Origin of the sequence: Streptomyces nojiriensis (assembly GCF_017639205.1) — a bacterium.
In the GTDB taxonomy this organism is placed as follows: Bacteria; Actinomycetota; Actinomycetes; order Streptomycetales; family Streptomycetaceae; genus Streptomyces; species Streptomyces nojiriensis.
Genome location: NZ_CP071139.1, coordinates 4,465,001 through 4,484,673, shown reverse-complemented (window position 1 = coordinate 4,484,673; position 19,673 = coordinate 4,465,001). Strand labels below are relative to the sequence as shown.

Annotated in this window: 12 protein-coding genes (1 of these 12 cut by a window edge); 5 read left to right on the top strand and 7 right to left on the bottom strand. The window is 74.9% G+C overall.

All coding sequences use genetic code 11. From position 1 onward, the window contains the following. Window positions 1-54: 54 nt before the first annotated feature. The 3 genes from trmB to JYK04_RS41315 all read right to left on the bottom strand — a co-directional run bounded on the left by trmB (window position 55) and on the right by JYK04_RS41315 (window position 4,069). Window positions 55-801, bottom strand: coding sequence for a tRNA (guanosine(46)-N7)-methyltransferase TrmB (gene trmB, locus JYK04_RS20805; protein ID WP_229876946.1), 747 nt, complete (start codon window positions 799-801; stop codon window positions 55-57). A gap of 212 nt (window positions 802-1,013) precedes the next feature. Next, on the bottom strand, window positions 1,014-2,246 hold the full coding sequence (lhgO, locus tag JYK04_RS20800) for an L-2-hydroxyglutarate oxidase (RefSeq protein WP_189748052.1): 1,233 nt from the start codon (window positions 2,244-2,246) through the stop codon (window positions 1,014-1,016). A 44-nt stretch (window positions 2,247-2,290) separates the two neighbouring features. Next, window positions 2,291-4,069, bottom strand: coding sequence for an NsdA family TPR-like regulatory protein (locus tag JYK04_RS41315; protein ID WP_229876943.1), 1,779 nt, complete (start codon window positions 4,067-4,069; stop codon window positions 2,291-2,293). A gap of 629 nt (window positions 4,070-4,698) precedes the next feature. Here JYK04_RS41315 and JYK04_RS20785 point away from each other — a divergent pair. Next, window positions 4,699-6,885, top strand: a complete 2,187-nt coding sequence (locus JYK04_RS20785; protein WP_189748050.1) for an asparagine synthase-related protein — start codon at window positions 4,699-4,701, stop codon at window positions 6,883-6,885. Window positions 6,886-6,894: 9 nt separating this feature from the next. Here JYK04_RS20785 and JYK04_RS20780 read toward each other — a convergent pair whose 3' ends face one another. Continuing rightward, window positions 6,895-8,175, bottom strand: a complete 1,281-nt coding sequence (locus JYK04_RS20780; RefSeq protein WP_189748048.1) for an MFS transporter — start codon at window positions 8,173-8,175, stop codon at window positions 6,895-6,897. 141 nt (window positions 8,176-8,316) lie between these two features. Here JYK04_RS20780 and JYK04_RS20775 point away from each other — a divergent pair, with 141 nt between their 5' ends. Both JYK04_RS20775 and JYK04_RS20770 read left to right on the top strand, forming a co-directional pair. Continuing rightward, the gene (locus JYK04_RS20775; protein WP_189748046.1) at window positions 8,317-8,823 is read left to right on the top strand and encodes a MarR family winged helix-turn-helix transcriptional regulator; all 507 of its coding nucleotides are present in this window, start codon (window positions 8,317-8,319) and stop codon (window positions 8,821-8,823) included. Between the two features lie 69 nt (window positions 8,824-8,892). Continuing rightward, complete coding sequence (locus tag JYK04_RS20770) at window positions 8,893-12,198, top strand: ATP-binding protein (RefSeq protein WP_189748044.1); 3,306 nt, start codon at window positions 8,893-8,895, stop codon at window positions 12,196-12,198. Here JYK04_RS20770 and JYK04_RS20765 read toward each other — a convergent pair. Both JYK04_RS20765 and JYK04_RS20760 read right to left on the bottom strand, forming a co-directional pair. After that, on the bottom strand, window positions 12,185-14,200 hold the full coding sequence (locus JYK04_RS20765) for a sigma-70 family RNA polymerase sigma factor (RefSeq protein WP_189748042.1): 2,016 nt from the start codon (window positions 14,198-14,200) through the stop codon (window positions 12,185-12,187). The genes JYK04_RS20770 and JYK04_RS20765 overlap by 14 nt on opposite strands. Before the next feature lie 150 nt (window positions 14,201-14,350). Beyond that, window positions 14,351-15,124: a TetR/AcrR family transcriptional regulator gene (locus tag JYK04_RS20760; protein ID WP_189748040.1), complete on the bottom strand. Its 774-nt coding sequence runs from the start codon at window positions 15,122-15,124 to the stop codon at window positions 14,351-14,353. A 338-nt stretch (window positions 15,125-15,462) separates the two neighbouring features. On the opposite strand from JYK04_RS20760, the gene JYK04_RS20755 reads away from it, so the two are divergent. Together JYK04_RS20755 and JYK04_RS20750 are read left to right on the top strand one after the other, a co-directional pair. Continuing rightward, entirely contained in the window at window positions 15,463-16,881 is a 1,419-nt protein-coding gene (locus JYK04_RS20755) for an NAD(P)/FAD-dependent oxidoreductase (RefSeq protein ID WP_189748039.1), read from the top strand. A 135-nt stretch (window positions 16,882-17,016) separates the two neighbouring features. Beyond that, a complete protein-coding gene (locus tag JYK04_RS20750) occupies window positions 17,017-18,816 on the top strand; it encodes an ATP-binding SpoIIE family protein phosphatase (protein ID WP_189748084.1) in 1,800 nt (599 codons plus the stop codon). An 80-nt stretch (window positions 18,817-18,896) separates the two neighbouring features. Here JYK04_RS20750 and JYK04_RS20745 read toward each other — a convergent pair whose 3' ends face one another. Further along, window positions 18,897-19,673, bottom strand: partial view of an MFS transporter gene (locus JYK04_RS20745; protein ID WP_229876944.1) — the 3' portion only. 540 nt of this gene lie beyond the right edge of the window; the window shows 777 of its 1,317 coding nt (coding positions 541-1,317); the start codon falls outside the window, past its right edge; its stop codon occupies window positions 18,897-18,899.

Sequence of the window (19,673 nt, the reverse complement as noted above, 5' to 3'; positions counted from 1 at the left end):
GCTCGGTACACACCATGACCCTAGCGAGCCGGTCTGACACGCGCGGTGACCTTGTCAGTTCTCCGTGCGACGGAAGAGCAAGTCGTGTACGAGGTGGCCCTTGTCGAGGCCCTGGCCCTCGAAGCGGGTCAGCGGCCGGAAGGCGGGACGCGGGGAGAAGCCGCCGTCGGGCTGCGTGTTCTCGAAGTCCGGGTGCGCGGTGAGCACTTCGAGCATCTGCTCGGCGTACGGCTCCCAGTCGGTCGCGCAGTGCAGTACGGCCCCGGGCGCCAGGCGGGTGGCGGCCAGCGTGAGGAAGTCGGGCTGGATCAGCCGGCGCTTGTGGTGGCGGGCCTTGGGCCACGGGTCCGGGAAGTACACGCGGATGCCGGCCAGCGAGTCGGGCGGCAGCATCTCGCGGAGCAGGATGATGGCGTCGCCGTTGGCCACCCGGACGTTGGTCATCCCGCCGCGCTCGGCGAGGGCGAGCAGGTTGCCCTGCCCGGGGGTGTGCACGTCGGCCGCGAGGATCCCGGTGCCGGGGTCGTCGGCGGCCATCTGGGCCGTGGCCTCGCCCATGCCGAAGCCGATCTCCAGGACGACCGGGAGGCCGCCGAAGAGCTCCTCGAGGTCGAGGACCCGGTGGCCGTCGATGTCCAGGCCCCAGGTGCCCCACAGGCGCTTCAGGGCCTCACCCTGGCCGGTGGTGACCCGGCTGCGCCGGGGCTGGAAGCTCCGGATCCGCCGCTCGTGGTGCGAGCCGGCCGGGTCCGGCGAGGGCCCGTCGGGGAAGCGGGGCTCGGTGCGCCACTTGGGCGGCACGTACGCGTTCGTCTCCGGCTCGGCGTCCTGGAGGCGGGGCGACTGGGGGTTCAGGGACTCAGACACAATGCGCTGATTCTACGACGGGGGGTGCGGGAGCCGCCGCGCGAGCGCCACCGCCGCCGGGGCCCCGCCCCGGAGCCGGGAAACACGGCCCGCAGCCCGCAGCCCGCAGCCCGCAGCCCGCAGCCCGCAGCGGCTCCCGGGACGGCTCAGGACGAGCCGAGGGTCCGCAGGGCGCGGGTGGCGATCTCCCGGCCGATCGGGAGCGAGGCGGTCGCGGCGGGCGAGGGGGCGTTGAGGACGTGGACCGTGCGCGGGGCGTCGCGGATCAGGAAGTCGTCCACCAGGGTGCCGTCGCGCAGCACGGCCTGGGCGCGGACCCCGGCCTCGGCGGGGCGCAGGTCGGAGGCCGTGACGGCCGGCAGCAGGCGCCGTACCGCCCGGGTGAAGGCCTGCTTCGACAGCGAGCGGTGGATCTCGCCCGTCCCGTACCGCCAGTGCCGTGCGGCCATCCGCCAGGAGCCCGGCCAGGCGAGCTCGTCCGCGATGTCCGCGGGCCGCACCGTCGACCAGGCGTAGCCCTCGCGGGCCAGCGCGGGCACGGCATTGGGGCCGACGTGGACGCCGCCGCCGATGCCGCGTGTCAGGTGCACCCCGAGGAAGGGGAACGCCGGGTCGGGCACCGGGTACACCAGGCCCCGGACCAGGTCCGGCCGCGCCAGGTCGTAGTACTCGCCGCGGAAGGGGATGATCCGCATGCCCGGGTCGTCCCCGGCGAGGCGGGCGATCCGGTCGCACTGGAGGCCCGCGCAGTTCACCAGCACCCGCGCCCTGACCACCAGGCCGGACGTCGTGCGGACCGCCACGGCCGAGGCGCGCCGGGAGATCAGGTCCACGGCGCCGCCGTAGACGATCTCGGCGCCGGAGGACTCCGCGAGCTGGGCGCTCACCCGGCCGTAGTCGACGATCCCGGTGCTGCCGACATGGATCGCCGCCAGCCCCTGCACCTCCGGCTCGTACTCCGTGATCTGCGCCGGGCCGAGCTCGCGCACCGGAATGCCGTTCTCCCGGCCGCGCTGGACCAGGGCGTGCAGCCGGGGCAGCTCCTCCCGCTCCGTGGCGACGATGAGCTTGCCCGTCACCTCGTGCGGAATACCGTGCTCCGCGCAGAACTTGACCATCTCCGCGGCCCCGCTCACCGCGAAGCGCGCCTTCAGGGAACCCGGGCGGTAGTAGATCCCGCTGTGGATCACCCCGCTGTTGCGGCCCGTCTGGTGCCGGGCCGGGCCCGACTCCTTCTCCAGGACCACGACCCTGGTCCCCGGAGCCAGGCGCGACAATGCATGCGCCGTCGACAGGCCGACGATCCCGCCGCCGATCACCAGCACATCGCAGTCCACGCCGCCACCCACGCTGACACCTCCCACCCCTGCATACTGCACCCCGGCACCGACAACGCGGCCACGCGGCCCCCCGGAAGACAGGTCTACGCCGGCGCCACCAACAGCGGCCGGGCCCGCTCCCGCAGCTCTGCAACACGCGGCTCGTCCCCGTACGGTTCCAGGCGGTGCAGCAGGTCCCGTACGTATTCGGTCGTCCGCGCCGAGGAGATCCTCCCCGCCACCTCCACCGCACGGGTGCCCGCCGCGCACGCCGCGTCGAGATTGCCCGACTCCAGCTCGGCGACCGCGCTCACCACCAGCCGCAGCCCGTGCGACCGTACGTACTCCTCGGTGGGGCGCGACAGGGCCTGTTCGGTGAACCGCCTTACCTGCCGGGGCAGTTTCAGATCCCGATAGCATTCTGCGGCATCTGCCGCGAATCGGTCGTATGAGTAGAAACCCAGCCAGGTCGGATCCGGATCGCCCTCCCTGGACCGCTCCAGCCAGCCCTCCGCCGCCCGCAGCGCCGCCCCGGCCGCCGTCGAATCGCCGGCCTTCGCGTGCGCGCGCGCCTCGACCAGCCGGAAGAAGCTCATGGTGCGGGCGGTGGCCAGGCCGCGGTTGCGCTCGACGGCCGCCTGCGCCAGGTCCACGCCCTCGTCGGGGAAGTCCCGGTAGGTCGCCTGCAGGGACATCGAGGCCAGCACGTAGCCGCCGAGCGGTACGTCCGCGGCCGCGCGGGCGAGCCGCAGCGCCTGGATGTAGTAGCGCTGGGCCGCTTCCTGCTGGCCGGTGTCGAAGGCCATCCACCCGGCCAGCCGGGTCAGCTCGGCGGTCGCGCCGAACAGCGCGCGGCCCACCTCGTCGGTGTACGAGCCGAGCAGCAGCGGCGCCGCGTCCACCCGCAGGCACTCGGGGACCATCGACGAACGCCAGTCCCCGCCGCCGTACTTGGAGTCCCAGCGGCGCGCGTCCTCGGCGGCCTCGCGCAGCTTCGACACATCGCTGTGGCCCACGCGCTGGCCGTGGTCGCGCGGCGTTTCGGGTCCGGGCTGGGCGGGCACAACGGTGGACGGCGGGCCTGTCGAGGGTCCCGCCATCGGGCCTGCCAGACCTGTCATCGGGCCGGTCGTACGGCCGTCAGGGGAGGGCCGGGAACCTGGTGCCGCCGTCGCCTCGCGCGTCGGCGCGCCATGAGCCGAGGGGGGCGCCGATACGGGGCTCTGGACCATGGAGTGCCGCGCCGCGGGGTCGAGCGCGGCGGAGGTGCCGGCCGTCGGGTCGCCGGCCGTCGTGCTGCCGGTCGCCGCGTCGCCGGTCGTCGCGTCGTCCGTCGTCGCGTCGGCGGGTGTCGTGCCGTCGGCCGTCGGGGCGCCGGCCGTGAGGTGCGGAGCGCGGCTGCCCGCCGGCTCCCGGGCCACCGAGCTGTCGGCGGGAGATATCAGCCAGCGGGAGGCGGGCGTCGCGTACGCCGCCACGGAGAACGAGCCCGCCAGCGACTGCCAGATCCCGCCACCGCCGCGCCGCCCGGCGAGGTCGAGCCGGTAGAGGTCGGTGGCCGAGCGCACCGCCGCGCCCACGTCGCGCGGGAAGGCCAGTCCGACCTCGGGCGCGGGGTCGGCGTCCGCCAGCCCGATCTCGTGCAGCGGCACCGGCCGGCCCAGCTTCGCGCCGATGGCGGCGGCGATCAGGTGCGGGGCGGCGCCCTGGGGCACCATCCCCTTCGACACCCACCGGGCCACCGACGTCTTGTCGTACCGAAGCGTCAGGCCGCGCTGCGCTCCGAGGTCGTTGACCCGCCGGGCCAGCCCCGCGTTGCTGATGCCCGCGAGGGCGAGGACGGCGCCGAGCTTCTCATTGGGCTCGCGGAGCTCCCTGGACATGCGCCACCCCTCGTCACACGCGGAACGCAGACGCCGCCGGGGCATAGGCGCCCGGCATTTCGTAAACCCAGCGTAGTTCCCCGCCTCCCAAGCGTTAAGGCCCTTACTTCCGTATGGCGGGATTGTTGTCCGTTTGCACAGTCCGCCCCGGGCCCGGCGCCGGGGCGCACGTGTCATCGCGTGCTCCGTCCGTGTGGCCGTGCGCCCGCCCGTGCGCTCTGGCCGGTCCCCGGACCCGGCGATTCGATGTGCGGTGCGTGGGTCGGCCCGCCGCCTGACCGGGCGGGTCGGGGGACGCCGCTGCCTCAATCCCCGCGGGTGGCGGAACGGTCCGGGGGGCGGATTGCGCCCCCCGGACCGCGCCCCCGCGCCGGGCGCCGGCCGCCCGTGACGGCTCTTCCGGCGGCCGAAGAATGGCTGAAAGCGACCTATGGGGCGGTGGGAACGGAACGTCAAATACCGAGTTGCCGGGGCGTGTTCGTTTGCGTGTGCGCCCCCTTTAACCCCTCTCGCACGCCTGTCCCGTGGCAGCATGGACCCCGAGCCACCCGGGGTCCCGCGGCCGCGCGCCCAGCGCTGTCCGTGCTGCCTGTGCCCCGGTCATGTGCCCACGGGCTGGGGAGGCGGCGGTGCGCTGGTTGGTGGGTTGGAGCAGTATCGCCGCGAGCTTCGGCACGGTCGGAAGGGTCTCCGGCCAGGGCGGATACGACGGATACGGCGACGGCGGTGCGCCCCTGCGCGGCGGCCTCGCGGACGCCGCCCATCCGGACGACCCGGGCGCGGACGCGGAACGCACCGTGCACCCCGTCGGCGCACAGCTGCTCTGGGGAGACCCCGACCCCCTCTGGGCCGTCGGCGACTGGCGCCCCGACGAGATCCGCACGCTCACCGCCGACCCCGCCGATCCCTTCACCCGGCTCGCCGTCCTCGGCTGCTGCGGTGCGACCGACGCCGAACTGCGCCGCGCCCTCTACGCCGCCCGCGGCGGCGCGCTGCGCCACCTCACCCAGTGGTCCGGCAGCTACACCGCCGTCGTCCAGGCCGGCCGCCGCATCACCGTCGTCGGTGACCTCGCGGGCGCCCGGCCCGTCTTCTACACCCCCTGGGCGAGCGGCACGGCGTACGCCACCGCCGCCCTCCCGCTCGCCGACCTCATCGAGGCCCAGCTCGACATCGGTCACCTCGCCGCCCTGCTGGCCTGCCCGGACAGTCCCGAGGCGCTGGGCGACGGCACACCGTACGCCGGGGTCCGGCGCATCCCGCCCGGGCACGCGCTCATCCTGCGCGAGGGCTCCCGCGAGATCACCGGCTACGAACAGGTCGCCTCGCTCGCCGTGGCCGCCCCCGAGGCCGATGCCGAGCGCGCGGTGGAGGGCGTACGGGAAGCGTTGGTGGACGCGGTGCGCGCCCGGCTCACGGCTCCGCGGCATGCTCCCGACGCGGCTCCACCGTACGATCCCGGCCCCGTGCCCGGAATGGGCCCCGCCGACCGGCGCGCCGCCCGCGGCGCCCCGGCCCCCGGGGTGGGCGCCGACCTCTCCGGCGGCAGCGCCTCCGCGACGCTGGCGCTGCTGGCGGCCGGCCTGCCGGGGGCCCCGGGCAGCCTGCTGAGTCCCGCCGGGGCGCGGCTGCTGGCCGTCACCTTCAACGACCTGGCCACCCCGCAGGGCCGCGAGGCCGAACTGGAACGGGCCAGGGCCATCGCGGCCGACCCGCGCCTGCACCACGTCGTGGTCGCCGCCGCCGCGGAAGCCCTCCCGTACGCCGAGCTCGACGGCCCGCTCACCGACGAACCCGGCCCCTCGCTGGTCTTCGCCGCCCGCGAGCGGCGCCGGCTGGCCGCCGGCTCGGCCGACCACTTCACCGGCCACGGCGCCCGCCAGGTCCTCGACGCCCACCCGGCCCGCATGGCCGACCTCCTGATGGACCGCCGGCGCCGGCACCTGCTGCGCCCGGTGGCGGCGCTGGCCCGTTCGGCCTCCGCCTCCGGAGCCTCCGGGGAGTCCCTGCTGGTCCCGCTCACCGTGTACTCGGCGGCCCGAAGACTTGCCCGTACGACGTACCGCGCGGGCATGGAGGCCGCCGCGGCCCGGCTCCGCGAGGGCGGGGTCACCGAGAGATCCTCCGGTCCGGTGGACGCTTCCCTCGCCGCCCTGACCTGGTCCCGTCCGGGACCGGCGGCCGGCTGGCTCACGGGAGAGGCACTGGCGGAAGTATCGATCCGCCTGACGGTCGCGGCCGGCCGCCCGCCGTTGTCGCTGCGGCCTGGGGAGGCCCGCGCCCGCTCGCTGCTCGCCCGCCACGCCGCCGACCACCGGGTCTTCGAGCAGGCCGTGGAGGTCCGCAGCCAGCGGCTGCACGCCCCTTTCCTGGACAACCAGGTCGTACGGGCCGCCCGCGCCCTGCCCGAGTCCCTGCGGGTCCAGCCCGGGGCCCGGGCCGCGATCCTGCGCAGCGTCCTGTCCTCGGCGGGGGTGCGCGAGCTCCCGCCGGGCTGGGGTGCCACGGACCGCGTGCCGAACGAGACGGCGACCCGGCTGGGGCTGCGCGCCGCCCTGAACGGCCTGCTGGACCTGTTCGCGTCGCCGCTGCTCGCGGACGCCGGGCTGATCGAGGCCCGGGTCGTGCGCCAGGCCCTGCTCGACGCGGCGGACGGGCGCCCCGTCCCGCTGGACGGGCTGGCGGAACTGGTCTCGATGGAGCTGTGGCTCGGCCGTCTGCTGGCCCGGCGCGGCACCTGCTGGACGGGTACCTCCACGGCGCGGCGCCGGGCGGTGCCGGAGGGAGTCCCCGTGCACCGCCCGGCGCTGTCCTGACGGCCCGGCTCAGGCGGTGAGCACCAGAGCGGTCGCGATCGCCGGGCCGAAGGCCCCGCCCAGCTGGTAGCAGAGGGCGAACAGGCCGATGGCCGTGGGGCGCTGGGCATCGGGGGCGCTCGACGCGGCGTGCATCGACAGCACGGCGTTGGACCCGGTCGCCGCGAATGTCCCGCCCAGGGTGGCGACCAGCAGCAGCGGACCCCAGCTCGCGAACACCGCGATCACCGCGGCCGACGCTCCGACCCCGACGAGCACCGCGCGGACGGCCGCCCGGCTCATCCGTGCCGAGGCCGCGGCCAGCAGCCAGGAGAGCGCGGATCCGGTGAGCAGCGCCACGAGCTGACCGGTGCCGGCGGTGGCGGCGTCCCAGCCCGCCCGGTCGCCGAGCAGCCGGGGTACGGAGAACAGCAGGGTGAAGTACGTGCCCGAGAGCGTGAGGGCGAGCAGCGCGGAGCCGAGGAAGAGGGGCCGCCGGATCAGCGCGGCCGGGACGAATCCGTCGGGGCGCCGGCGGACGTGGAGCGCGAGCAGTGTGGCGGCGAGTGCCGCGGAGCCGAGGGCGGCGGCCGGGACGTGGGGCAGCAGGACCAGGGCGGTGGCGAGCGCCGTCAGCAGAGCCGCGCCGCGGGCGTCGAACCTGTCCTGACGCGTGGCCGGTGCGGCCGGTGTGGCCGGGGCCGTCGCGTACCGGCTCACCATGGGTACCGCCAGGACCGCGATCACGGATACGGAGAGCGAGAGCCGCCACGAGACGGCCTCGGAGAGCTGTGCGCCGAGCAGCGGGCCGGACGCGCCGAGGATGCCGAAGCCCGCGCTGATCACGCCCATCCGGCGGGCCGAGCCGGCCAGGCTCATGGCGACCGCCGCCAGACCGGCGCCGCCGGCGGCCTGCGTGGCCCGTCCGGCGAGGGTGAGCGGCAGCCAGGGGGACGCGGCGACGAGGAGGGTGCCGCCGACGAGGAGGGCGCCGGCCAGGTGGAGCGCTGCCCGCAGGCCCCGGCGGCGCAGCAGTCCGGCCAGCAGGGGGGTGCCCACGGCCATGGCCCAGGCGTAGGAGGCGACGAGCCAGGTGGCGGTCGAGGCGCTCACCCCGAGGGAGCGGGCCATGTCCGGAAGGATCAGCACGGGGGCGTTGGCCCCGGCGGCCAGGGGGGTGGCCATCAGCGTCAGCCATAAGACGGGAACGGGGCCGACCCGGGGCGTGGTGCGGGCGGTGGCGGTGGCTCCGGCCGTGGCGGTGGCGGTGGCGGTGGCGGCGGTGGCAGTGGCAGTGGCGGTGGGGGTCATGGGTGGCGCCCGCTCCAATCCATCTCAAGATTGAGAATCTCAACGTTAAGATAAAAGCATGCAGTCCTCTCAACGTCAAATGTCTCAACGTTGAGATATTCTGGTGGGGTGCGGGGGACGTGAGCGACGGAGGAGCAGCGCATGAGCGACGCAGTGGACGCGATCGTCGGCCAGTGGACGGCGGAGCGCCCGGATCTGGCCGCCGGTCTGTGGCCGGTGGAGGTGGTGGCCCGCATCCAGCGGATGAACCGCGTCATCGACAAGCACCTGAAGGCCTTCGCCACCGAGCACGAGCTGGAGGTGGGCGAGCTCGACGTCCTCTTCACCCTCTGCCGCTCCGGCCCCCCGTACGCGCTGACGGCCGGCGCCCTGATCCCGGCCGCCATGGTCACCTCCGGCGCGATCACCAACCGCATCGACCGCATGGAGGCCAAGGGCCTGGTCGAGCGGGTGAGAGACGGTCAGGACCGCCGCACGGTGCGGATCCGGCTGACCGAGCGGAGCCTCGCGCTGACGGAGTCCCTGATCGCCGAGCACCTGCGCGGCTACGCGGAGCTGCTCGCCCCGCTGGACCCCGCCACCCGCGCCACGGTCGCCGGGGCCCTGCGCACGCTCCTGGAGGAGAACGGGGACACCTCGATCACCTAGGCCGTCTCTTCCGGATCCTGCCGGTCCCTCCGTGCGCCGTTTCCTCAACGGGCCGGGCAGAATTGCCCGGTGCGGTATCTCATCCTGGGTGTCACCGAGGCGCGAGACGAGAGCGGCGCCCCTCTTCCCGTGGGCGGCGCCCGGTTGCGCGCGCTCCTCGCCGCCCTCGCCCTCCGGGCCGGCCGCCCGGCCTCGGTCGCCGAACTCGTCGACGACGTCTGGGGCGACGACCCGCCCGAGGACGCCCCCGCCGCCCTCCAGGCCCTCGTCTCCCGGCTCCGCCGCGCCCTCGGCGGCCGCGACGCCGTCCACTCCGCCCCCACCGGCGGCTACCTCCTGGCCGCCGCCCGCGACGACATCGACCTGCACCGTTTCGACCGGCTGGTGGTCCAGGGCGGCCAGGAACTGGCCACCGACCCGGCCGCCGCCGCCCGCACCCTGCGCACCGCCCTCGCCCTCTGGCGCGGACCCGCCTTCGCCGACCTGCCCGAGCCCGCCCGCGCCGGCCATGCGGCCGTCGCCGAGGCCCGCCGCTCCGGCGCCCTCCGCCAGCGCATCGAGGCGGACCTGCGCAGCGGCGCCACCGCCCCGGCCGCGCTCCTGCCGGAGATCGAGACACTGGTCGACGACTCCCCGTACGACGAAACGCTCCGCGCACAGCAGCTCCGCGCCCTGCGCGCCGCGGGCCGCCCCGCCGAGGCCCTCGCCGCGTACGAACGCACGCGCCGCGCCCTCGCCGACGGCCTCGGCACCGACCCGGGCCCCGAACTCGCCGCCCTGCATGCGGAACTCCTCCAGCCGCAGCCGCAGCCGCAGCCGCAGCCGCAGCCGCCCCCGCGGTCCCCGCAGCCCCGGCCGGAGGGGTCCGACACCCCCGGTGCCCCCGAAGCCCCCCGCGGGAACCTCCGCCCCCGCCTGACCTCCTTCGTCGGCCGCGAACCCGAACTGACCGCCCTCCGCGCCGATCTGGCCCGCCTGCGCCTCGTCACCCTCACCGGCCCCGGTGGTTCGGGCAAGACCCGCCTCGCCGAGCACGCCGCCGCAGCCCACCCCGAAGCGGGCTGGATCGTCGAACTCGCCCGCCTGGACCAGCCCGCCGCCGTTCCCGGCGCCGTCCTCAGCGCCCTCGGCCTGCGCGAGAGCTCCCTCGTCACCCGCGAGACCCCGAACCCGGCCGCCGCCGACCCCACCACCCGCCTCGTCGAACACTGCGCCCACCGCAGCCTGCTGCTCGTCCTCGACAACTGCGAGCACGTCATCGGCGCCGCCGCCGAGCTCGCCGAGCGGCTCCTCACGCACTGCCCCGGTGTGCGGATCCTGGCCACCAGCCGCGAACCCCTCGGCGTCCCGGGCGAGACGGTCCGCCCCGTCGAGCCGCTGCCGCCCGACCCCGCCCACCAGCTCTTCGCCGACCGCGGCGCCTCCGCCCGCCCCGGCTTCAGCCCCACCGACGACCCGGCCGCCGTCGCCGAGATCTGCGCCCGCCTCGACGGTCTGCCGCTCGCCATCGAGCTGGCGGCCGCCCGGCTGCGGCTGCTCACCCCGCGCCAGATCGCCGACCGCCTCGACGACCGCTTCCGCCTGCTGACCAGCGGTGCCCGTACCGTCCTGCCCCGCCAGCAGACCCTGCGCGCGGTCGTCGACTGGTCCTGGGACCTCCTCGACGAGGCCGAACGCACCGTCCTGCGCCGGCTGTCCGTCTTCGCCGGCGGCTGCGACCTCGCCGCCGCCGAGGCCGTCTGCGCCGACCCCGCCCACGACCCCTCGTACGACCCCGCCGACGTCCTCGGCTCCCTCGTCGACAAGTCCCTCGTCCTGGCCGAACCGGACCAGGGCCCCGGCGACCACCGCGACCCCGGCGGCCCCGGCATGCGCTACCGCATGCTCGAAACCATCCACGAGTACGCCGCCGAGCGCGCCGCCGCCCACCCCGCCGACGCCCGGGCCACCGCCCGCCGCCACGCCGCCCACTACCTCGCCTTCGCCGAGGAAGCCGAACCCCTGATCCGCTCCGCCGCCCAGCTCCCCTGGATCCGGCGCGTCGAGACCGAGCTCGACAACCTCCGGGCCGCCCTCCACAGCACCGTCGTGGAGAACGCCGAGACCGAGGCCGGTGAGCGCCTCGTCTTCGCCCTCGGCTGGTTCTGGTGGCTGCGCAACTACCGCACCGAGGGCGCCGAGTGGACCACCCGGACCCTCGCCCTGACCCCCGAGGTTCCCCCCGAGGGCACACCCGCGTACTGGCGCTTCATGCGCCTGCTCGTCCTCGACATGTTCCTGCTCGCGGAGAGCAACTCCGCCGAGAAGTTCCGTACCTCCGACTACCGGGACCTCGCCACCCGCATCAAGGAAACCTTCCGGCAGGGCTCCCCGGAGACCACCCGCTTCCCCGGGATGCTCTGGCCCGCGACGACCTTCCTCACCGGCACCGCCCTCGACTTCCACGCCGACCTCGACCGGTCCGTCGCGAACTGCCGCGCCCACGCCGGGGAATGGGAACTGGGCGTCGTCCTCATGCTCCGCGCCCACGTCGCCATCGACGTCACCGGAGGCCTCCCCGACGTCGACGCCGACCTGGCCGAGCTGCACGAGCTCGCCGATCGCGTCGGCGACCGCTGGACCCGTGCCCAGGTGGCGGGCGCGGCCGGGGAGGTGGCCCTCTCGCGCGGCCGGTACGCCGACGCGCGCATCGAGTACGAGGAGTGCCTGCGCCTCGCCCGCGAGGTCGGGGCCACCGTCGAGGCGCCCTTCGCCATCGCCCGGATCGCCGAGACCGCCTACTGCGCGGGAGACCTCGACGATGCCGAGCGGCTGCTGGCGGAGGCCGACGAGGAATCCGACCGGTACGGCGGGGTGTACGACGTCAGCACCTTCGCCCGGCTGCTCACCGCTCTCGTCGCCCTCCAGCGCGGCGACGACGCCCGGGCGCGCGCGGAGTGCGACCGGGCCCGCGCCGAGGCCGAACGGTTCACCGTGCCCGCCCAGCTCACCGCCGGGCTGGACACCGTCGACGCCGTCCTCACCGGCCGCGAGCAGGGCCCGGTGGCGGCTCTGGCCGTGATCGGTCCGGCGATGGCGAGCGCCGTCGAGGCCCGGTGCGCCGAGCGCGTCCTGGCCGGCATGGCCGAGGCGGCGGCCCTGCTGCTGGCCGACGCCGACCGGCCGGCCGAGGCCGTACGGGCCCTCGCGGCGGCCACCGCCTGGCGTGCGGGCCATCCGCGCTCGGTTCCGGAGAGCGACGCCGTGGACGGCCTCCCGGAGCGGACCCGCGCCCTGCTCGGCCCGGACCGCCACCGCCGCGAGGAGGAGGCCGGCGCCGCGCTCACCCCGGCCGCCGTCGCCGCGACGCTGACCACGGCGTTCAGCGGCAGCTGAGCACGGCGTCGGCCCAGCTCGCCAGCGTCGGCAGGCTGCCCGGCCCGGCCTGCTCGACCACCAGCCGCAGCGTCTTGCGCCCCGCGAGGGAGACCTGCACGGCCGCGGGCGGGTCCTGGTACCCGAGGGCGCCGGACTGCCACACCCGCTCCCCGTCGGCGTACGCGGAGAACCGCACCGAGCCGTCCGTGAAGAGCGACAGGCCGTCCACCCCCGCCCGCGCCGAGAAGCTCGTGCACTGCCGGTTGAGGGTGATCTCCACCGAGGACCGCGCGTTCACGGTGATGCCGTGCGCGAAGCGCCGACCGCCCACCTCCAGCCCGTGGCGCTGCCACACCCAGCCGCTGCGCCAGGTCTGCAGTTCCGGGCCGCTGTGGTCCCCGTGGACGGAGTGGGCGAGCCCGGACAGCTGGAACCCCTGCGGCGGTTTCGGGGGTGGCGGCGGTGTCGGCTTCGGCGCGGGCCGTTCCGGGGACGGCGTGGGGGAGGCCTTCTCCCGGCCGGGGGAGGGCGACGGGGACGAGGAGGGCGCGGGGGCGGGGGCGGCGGAGGCCGCGGCCGAGGGCACCGGTCCGGGCCGCGGAGCTACGGAGCCCTGCGCCACCGGCGGTTCCTGCGCGGGCGGATCCGGCTCGGCCGAGGCGGGAGCCTCCGGCGCGGAAGACACAGGAGGCGCTGGAGCTGCCGACGGCACCGCCGGCGCCGCCACACCGGGCGCGGGCTTCGCCCGGACCCGCGGCTCGGTGTCGTCCCCGGCCAGCGCGAACACCACCCCGGCGGCCGCGGCCACCGCGATCCCGGCGGCGATGGCGGCCTTGGCCGGCAGCCCGAGCCCTTCGGCGGCCACGGAACCCCCGGCCCCGCCACCCGCCCCGGCAGCACCACCACCGGCGGCGCCACCCGCGGCACCGGCCGTCCCGGCCCCCGCGGCCGAACCGCCGGCGGCAGCCGCGGCGGCCCCGCCCGCGGCGACGGCTCCACCGGCCAGCACCCCGGCGGCCTTGGCCGCGTACCCGGCGGCGAACCACCCGATGACCGCGACCGGCAGCAGCGCCGGAATGCCCGCGTTGACGTCCTGGAGCTCCCCGGCGGCCAGCCGGCACTTCACGCACTCCTCCAGGTGCTTGCGCAGCCCCCGCTCCGCCCGCATCCGCAGCCCGCCCCGCGCGTAGGCGCCCAGCCGGTCCGCGTACCGCGCGCAGTCGCCGCCCTCGCTCAGCGCCGAACTCACATGGGCCTGCAGATACGCCTGCTTGAGCCCTTCCCGGGCCCGACTGGCCAGCACCGCCGTCGCGTTGGCGCTCAGCCCGAACAGCGGCGCGACCGCACTCGGCGACGCCTCCTCGACGGTGGTGTGCCACAGCACGGCCTGCCACCGCTCGGGCAGGCTGCGGAAGGCCTGCATGGCCAGCGACCGCTCGGCCTCGTGCATCGCCCGGACGTCCGCGCCCAGTTCGAGCGTGTCGTCCCTGGACAGCCCGGACAGCCCGGACAGCCCGGACAGAGCGGCCCCGCCCTCCGTACCCGTGGAGGCCTGCTCGGCGAAGACGGCGAAGTCCTCGACCAGTTGCTCGCGCCTGGCGGTCTTCGCCCAGGCCGCGGCGACCCTGCGCACGGTGGTCAGCAGATAGGCCCGCACCGACTGGTCCGGCCCGGCCCCGCCCCGTACCGCCTGCAGGGTCCGCGCGAACACCTCGGCGGTCAGGTCGTCGGCGGTGTGCGCGTCCCGGCAGCAGGACCGGGCGTAGCGGCGCACCGAATCGGCGTGCCGCCGGAACAGTTCCTCGTACGCACCGTCGTCACCGCCCCGCATCCGGGCGATCAAATCCCCGTCGGACGGCGGAAGTTCGCCGCCGGTGCCTCCGGGTCCGGAAGAGCCCGGGGGGCGTGCGTGCCGCCCGCCCGGGTCGCGCTGCGCCGGCACCTGTCGGGCGGGCGGACTGCCCGCCTCCACCTCGCTGCCGCCGCCACTGCGCGGCTCTTCCCGACCGTCAACGCTCATCGCGGAGACTCCCGCACGACACACTCAACCGGTACACCGGTCAAGCGTGTCACACGGGGGACGGGCGCCGAACCTCTCCGCGTGCCATCCACCCGTCCGGGCACATCCCGGCGAATCGCCCTACCGGGTCCTCGCCGGCGCCCGACCAGGTCACACGGTCCGGGACCGCAGCCCTTCGAGCAGGATGTCGAGCAGCCGCGTCGAGGCCGCCGCCTGCTGCGCCGGGTCGGGCAGCGCGGGCGCCGCCGTCGCTATCACCAGCAGCACATCGGCCACCGTGACATCGGCGCGCAGTTCACCGGCCTCCCGCGCCCGGTGCACCAGCCGGCCGACGACCTCCAGCAGCGCACCCGCACCCGCGTCGTCCGAGGGCTCGTTCTCGACGGAGCCCCGCGTGCCCACGACCCGCAGGTCGGGAGCCCCGGCGGCCGGCACGGCCTGCCGCTGGTGCGGAACCCGAGCGGCTTCCGCCTCCTCGGCCTCGTCCTCTGCGGCCGAGCCGACCCGCAGGACCTGCGGCGGCAGCAGCCGCCCGGCGCCCGAGGCCACGGAGGTGCGCAGGAAGCGCGACAGCGCCTGCCACGGCTCCTCCTCCTGGCCCAGCGCGGCCTTGGCCTGCTCGGTCAGTCGCGCGGTCTCCTCCTCGGCTATGCGCCGCACGAGGACGTCCTTGCTCGGGAAGCGCCGGTACACGGTGCCGACACCGACCCGGGCGCGGCGAGCCACGTCCTCCATCGGAGCCCCGTAGCCCAGCTCGCCGAAGACCTCACGGGCCGCCCGCAGGACGTGCTCCAGGTTGCGCTGGGCGTCGACGCGCAGCGGCGTGGACCGGCCCACACCGTGCGTGGTGCCGCTCGCGATGCCGCGTCCGTTGCTCTCGACCGAGAGCGCGGTCGCAGAACCATGGAAATCGGAAATGTTCATATGTATCCCCCGGTAATCATTTGTCTCCCCCCGGAGACACTCCCCGCCTTCACGTCGAGGGGGCCACGGTCTCGGGCCCGGTCCTACTCCTCGACGAGATACGAACATAGTTGAGCCAGAGTCAATTCAGAAGAGGCAGCCCCGGACGGAGCACCGCCCGAACGGAGCATTCACCCCCACTTTTCCGATCCGTGCCTCCGGAATGTCACATTCCGTATGCCCTGACCTGCAGATTTTCGCCACAAGCTGACGTCCTCTTGCACTCCGCCCCAGCACTCACTCCGGTCACACAATTTGCCGGGCCTGTGGACAAACTCCCGGCCACGTTGCGTCATGGGATGGTGAAGGCTGCTAACTCCCGGGGCACGGCCCCCGGTACCCCGCCCCGTACGCGCATCCTGATCGTCGGCGGCGGCTACGTCGGCATGTATACGGCGCTCCGCCTCCAGCGAAAGCTGAGAGCCGGCGAAGCCGAGGTCACGGTGGTCACCGCCGAGCCCTACATGACGTACCAGCCCTTCCTCCCCGAAGCGGCCGCGGGCGCGATCTCCCCCCGTCACGTCGTGGTCCCGCTGCGCCGCGTCCTCGGCAAGTGCCGCATCGTCATCGGCGAGGCCCAGCGCATCGACCACGCCAAACGGACCGTGACCGTCAAGACCCTCGCCACAGCCGACGAGGGCACCGGCCCCGTCGAGATGGAGTACGACGAACTCGTCCTCGCCCCGGGCTCCATCTCCCGCACCCTCCCCGTCCCGGGACTCGCCGACTACGGCATCGGATTCAAAACGGTCGAAGAGGCCATCGGACTGCGCAACCACGTCATCGAACAGATGGACATCGCCTCCTCCACCCGCGATCCCGCCCTCCGCGACGCCGCCCTCACCTTCGTCTTCGTCGGCGGCGGTTTCGCGGGCGTCGAAGCCCTCGGCGAGCTGGAGGACATGGCCCGTTACGCGGCGCGGTACTACCACAACATCAAGCCCGAGGACATGAAGTGGGTCCTCGTCGAGGCCAGTGACCGGATCCTCCCCGAGGTCGGCCCCGAGATGGGCGTCTACACGGTCCGCGAACTGCGCCGACGCAACATCGACGTACGCCTGGAGACCCGGCTCGAATCCTGCGAGAACCGCGTCGCCGTCCTCAGCGACGGCGCCCGCTTCCCCACCCGCACCGTCGTATGGACCGCCGGCGTCAAACCACACCCCATCCTGGCCGCCTCCGACCTCCCCAAGAACGAACACGGCCGCCTGGCCTGCACCTCCTTCCTCACCATCGAAGGAGTCGAGCACGCCTGGGCCGCGGGCGACGCCGCCGCCGTCCCCGACATCACCGCCGGCGAGAAGGGCCGCGACTGCGCCCCCAACGCCCAGCACGCCGTCCGCCAGGCCAAGGTCCTCGCCGACAACCTCCTCGCCGCCCTCCGCGACGAGGTCCTGACCGAGTACGCCCACAAGTACGCGGGCTCGGTCGCCTCGCTCGGCCTGCACCGGGGCGTCGCCCACATCTACGGCCGCAAGCTCAAGGCCTACCCGGCCTGGTTCATGCACCGCGCCTACCACCTCAGCCGCGTTCCGAGCTTCAACCGCAAAATGCGCGTCCTTGCCGAATGGACCCTCTCCGGCCTCTTCAAGCGTGAGATCGTCTCCCTGGGTTCCCTCGAACACCCCAGGGCAGAATTCGAACTGGCCGCAGGCGGCGGCCCCAAGCCCCCTCCACCTCCCCCCGCCCCCAACCCCCCGCAGAACGGCCAGGGCTGACGTTGTCAGTGCGGTCGGCCACACTGGACGTGTGACCATAGGTGCGCTCACCCCTGCACAGAGTGACATCGTCCAGTCAGCGACCGCCCACGAGCGACACAGCGACCACTCGCGACACCACGAGGCTTGAACGCAGTGAACTTCACGCGCTGGAGCGCCCGGTTCCCCGGAACGCAGCGCCGCGCCGCCGCCCGGTCCGAACACGCCGCCGCCCAGGCCAAGCGAGGTGAAGGCGCGGTCCCGGCAGCCCGCGGCGGCCGCGCCGACCCCGGAGCCGAGCGCTCCACGCCCGCCGACGGCCGACCCGCCGACCCCACCGTCTCCGGAAGCGGCAGCACGGGCACCGGCACCGGCACGCCCGCGTCCCCGGCCGCGTCCCCGCCCCGGCGGACGGGCGTCCTCACCACCGTGCCCTCCCTCGACGAGCTCTCCGTACGCGAGGTCCTCGGCCGGCTCCCGGCCCTGGTCGCCCTCGTCCACGGCCCCGAGCACCGCGTCGCCTACGTCAACGACGCCTACACCGCCGGCTTCGGCGCCCGCACCCCCGGCGCCCCGGCCCACGAGGCCCTGCCCGAACTCGGCGAGCTCGGCCTCCTCCCGCTCCTCGACCAGGTCCAGCGCAGCGGCAAGTCCCGCACCGCGAAGAACCGCACCGCACCGGGCGGCGGCAGCTCGTACACCGTCACCTGCACCCCCGTCGAGTTCCCCGAGTCCGACACCGAGGGCGAGCCCGACCCCCACCACACCGGCGTCCTGATCCACCTCGCCGACGTCACCGACCACGCCGAAGCCGTCGAGCGCCTCCGTGCCAGCGAGCGCCGCCAGCGCGAGGCCGCCGTCACCCTCCAGCGCTCCCTGCTCCCCCAGGAGCTGGAACAGCCCGACGACCTGCGGATCGCCGCCACCTACCAGCCCGGCGGCACCGAGGCGGCCGTCGGCGGCGACTGGTACGACGTCATCACCCTCGGCGCCGGCCGCACCGCCCTCGTCATCGGCGACGTCATGGGCCGCGGCGTGCGCGCCGCCGCCGTCATGGGCCAGCTGCGCACGGCCGTCCGTGCCTACGCCCGCCTCGACCTGCCCCCGCACGAGGTGCTCCAGCTCCTCGACGGCCTCGCCGCCGAGATCGACGCCAGCCAGATCGCCACCTGCGTCTACGCCGTCCACGACCCCAACGAGGGCCTGCTCGCGTACGCCTCCGCCGGCCACCTCCCGATCCTGGTCCGCGACGAGGACGGCACCGTACGCAGAGCCGCCGACCCCACCGGCCCACCGCTCGGCACCGGCGGCTGGCTGCACACCTCGGGCACCATCGCGCTCGGCCCCGGCTCCACCGCCGTCCTCTACACCGACGGCCTGGTCGAACGCCGAGGCGAGGACATCGACGAAGGCGTCGCGGCCCTCGAACGCGCCCTCTCCGGCGCCCAGGGCACCCCGGCCGTCATCTGCGACCGCCTGATGCGCGCCCTCGGCGTGGACGCCGACCACGACGACGACGTCGCCGTGATGGTCCTCCAGCAGCCGGCCCGCACCGGATCGGACGCCGAGCTCTTCCACAACGCCGCCCTGGAACTCCTCGGCGGCATCGAGGCGGCCCCGCGCGCCCGGGCCTTCGCCCAGGGCGTCCTCGCCTCCTGGCGGTTCCCCGTCGAGCTCTGCGACCTCGGCGTCCTGGCCGCCAGCGAGCTCGTCGCGAACTCCCTCCAGCACGGCACCCCGCCCATGCGCCTAAGGCTGCGCCGCACCGACCGCCGGCTGATCATCGAGGTCACCGACGGGGACGACCACCTCCCGCGCCGCCGCCGCGCCGAACCGGCCGACGAGACCGGCCGCGGCATCTCGATCGTCGCGACCATCGCCTCCTCGTGGGGCTCCCGCCGCACACCGGGCGGCGGCAAGGCCGTCTGGTGCGAGTTCGCCCTGCCGGACAAGTAGCCGAACAGCAGGAAGGCCCCGATCCACCCGGACCGGGGCCTTCCTGCTTCCCGCACATATATACGTACGGCCATACGTCCCTACGCGGGCACGCGCTCCACGGCGATGTCCCCGGTGGCCACCTCGGCGACCTCGGCGACCTCGGCGGCGGGGCCACCCTGCGCCACGACCCGGCTCGCCACCCACGGGTTGTCCTGCACCGGGCTCAGCCGCCTGCCGAGCCGCAGCGCGAGAGCGGCGATCCCGAGCGACACGAGCACGAAGACCCCGATGTAGAGCATCGGAACCCCCGCACCGAGCGGCACCCCGAGCGGCCCCAGCGCCAGCGCCATCTGCTTGACCAGCGCGAAGGCCGAGTTGTACTGGCCCACCGAGCCCTCGGGCGCCATGTCGGCCACCAGCGGCGCCAGGGTCGGCGACAGCATGGCCTCGCCGATGCCGAAGAGCGCGTACGTGGTGATGAACGCGGCGGCGGCCATCATGGCGCTGCCGTGCCCCAGCCCCGAGAACCCGGCGATGAGCCACGCCACGGTCCAGATCAGCCCGACGAGCGCGATCACCCGGGACCGGCGGCGCTTCTCGACCAGCCGGAGCACGACGAACTGCGCGACGACGATCGCACCGGTGTTGGCCGCGAGCGCGAAGCCGAGGGTGGAGGGGGAGATCCCGGCGGCCTCGGTACCGAAGGCGGCCAGACCCGACTCGAACTGTCCGTAGCAGGCGAAGAACACCACGAAGCCCAGCACGCACAGCTGCACCATGGCCTTGTGCCGGAGCAGCCGCTTCCAGCCGCTGCCCGCCTGTGCCGTGTCCTTGGGCCGGGCGTCCTTGAACCCCTGCACCTGCGGCAGCCGCAC

Coding starts and splice junctions, on each gene's coding strand:
- JYK04_RS41315 (WP_229876943.1), bottom strand. CDS start 4,069: ATGTCCAGGGAGCTCCGCGAGCCCAATGAGAAGCTCGGCGCCGTCCTC.
- JYK04_RS20780 (WP_189748048.1), bottom strand. CDS start 8,175: ATGACCCCCACCGCCACTGCCACTGCCACCGCCGCCACCGCCACCGCC.
- JYK04_RS20775 (WP_189748046.1), top strand. CDS start 8,317: ATGAGCGACGCAGTGGACGCGATCGTCGGCCAGTGGACGGCGGAGCGC.
- JYK04_RS20765 (WP_189748042.1), bottom strand. CDS start 14,200: ATGAGCGTTGACGGTCGGGAAGAGCCGCGCAGTGGCGGCGGCAGCGAG.
- JYK04_RS20760 (WP_189748040.1), bottom strand. CDS start 15,124: ATGAACATTTCCGATTTCCATGGTTCTGCGACCGCGCTCTCGGTCGAG.
- JYK04_RS20755 (WP_189748039.1), top strand. CDS start 15,463: ATGGTGAAGGCTGCTAACTCCCGGGGCACGGCCCCCGGTACCCCGCCC.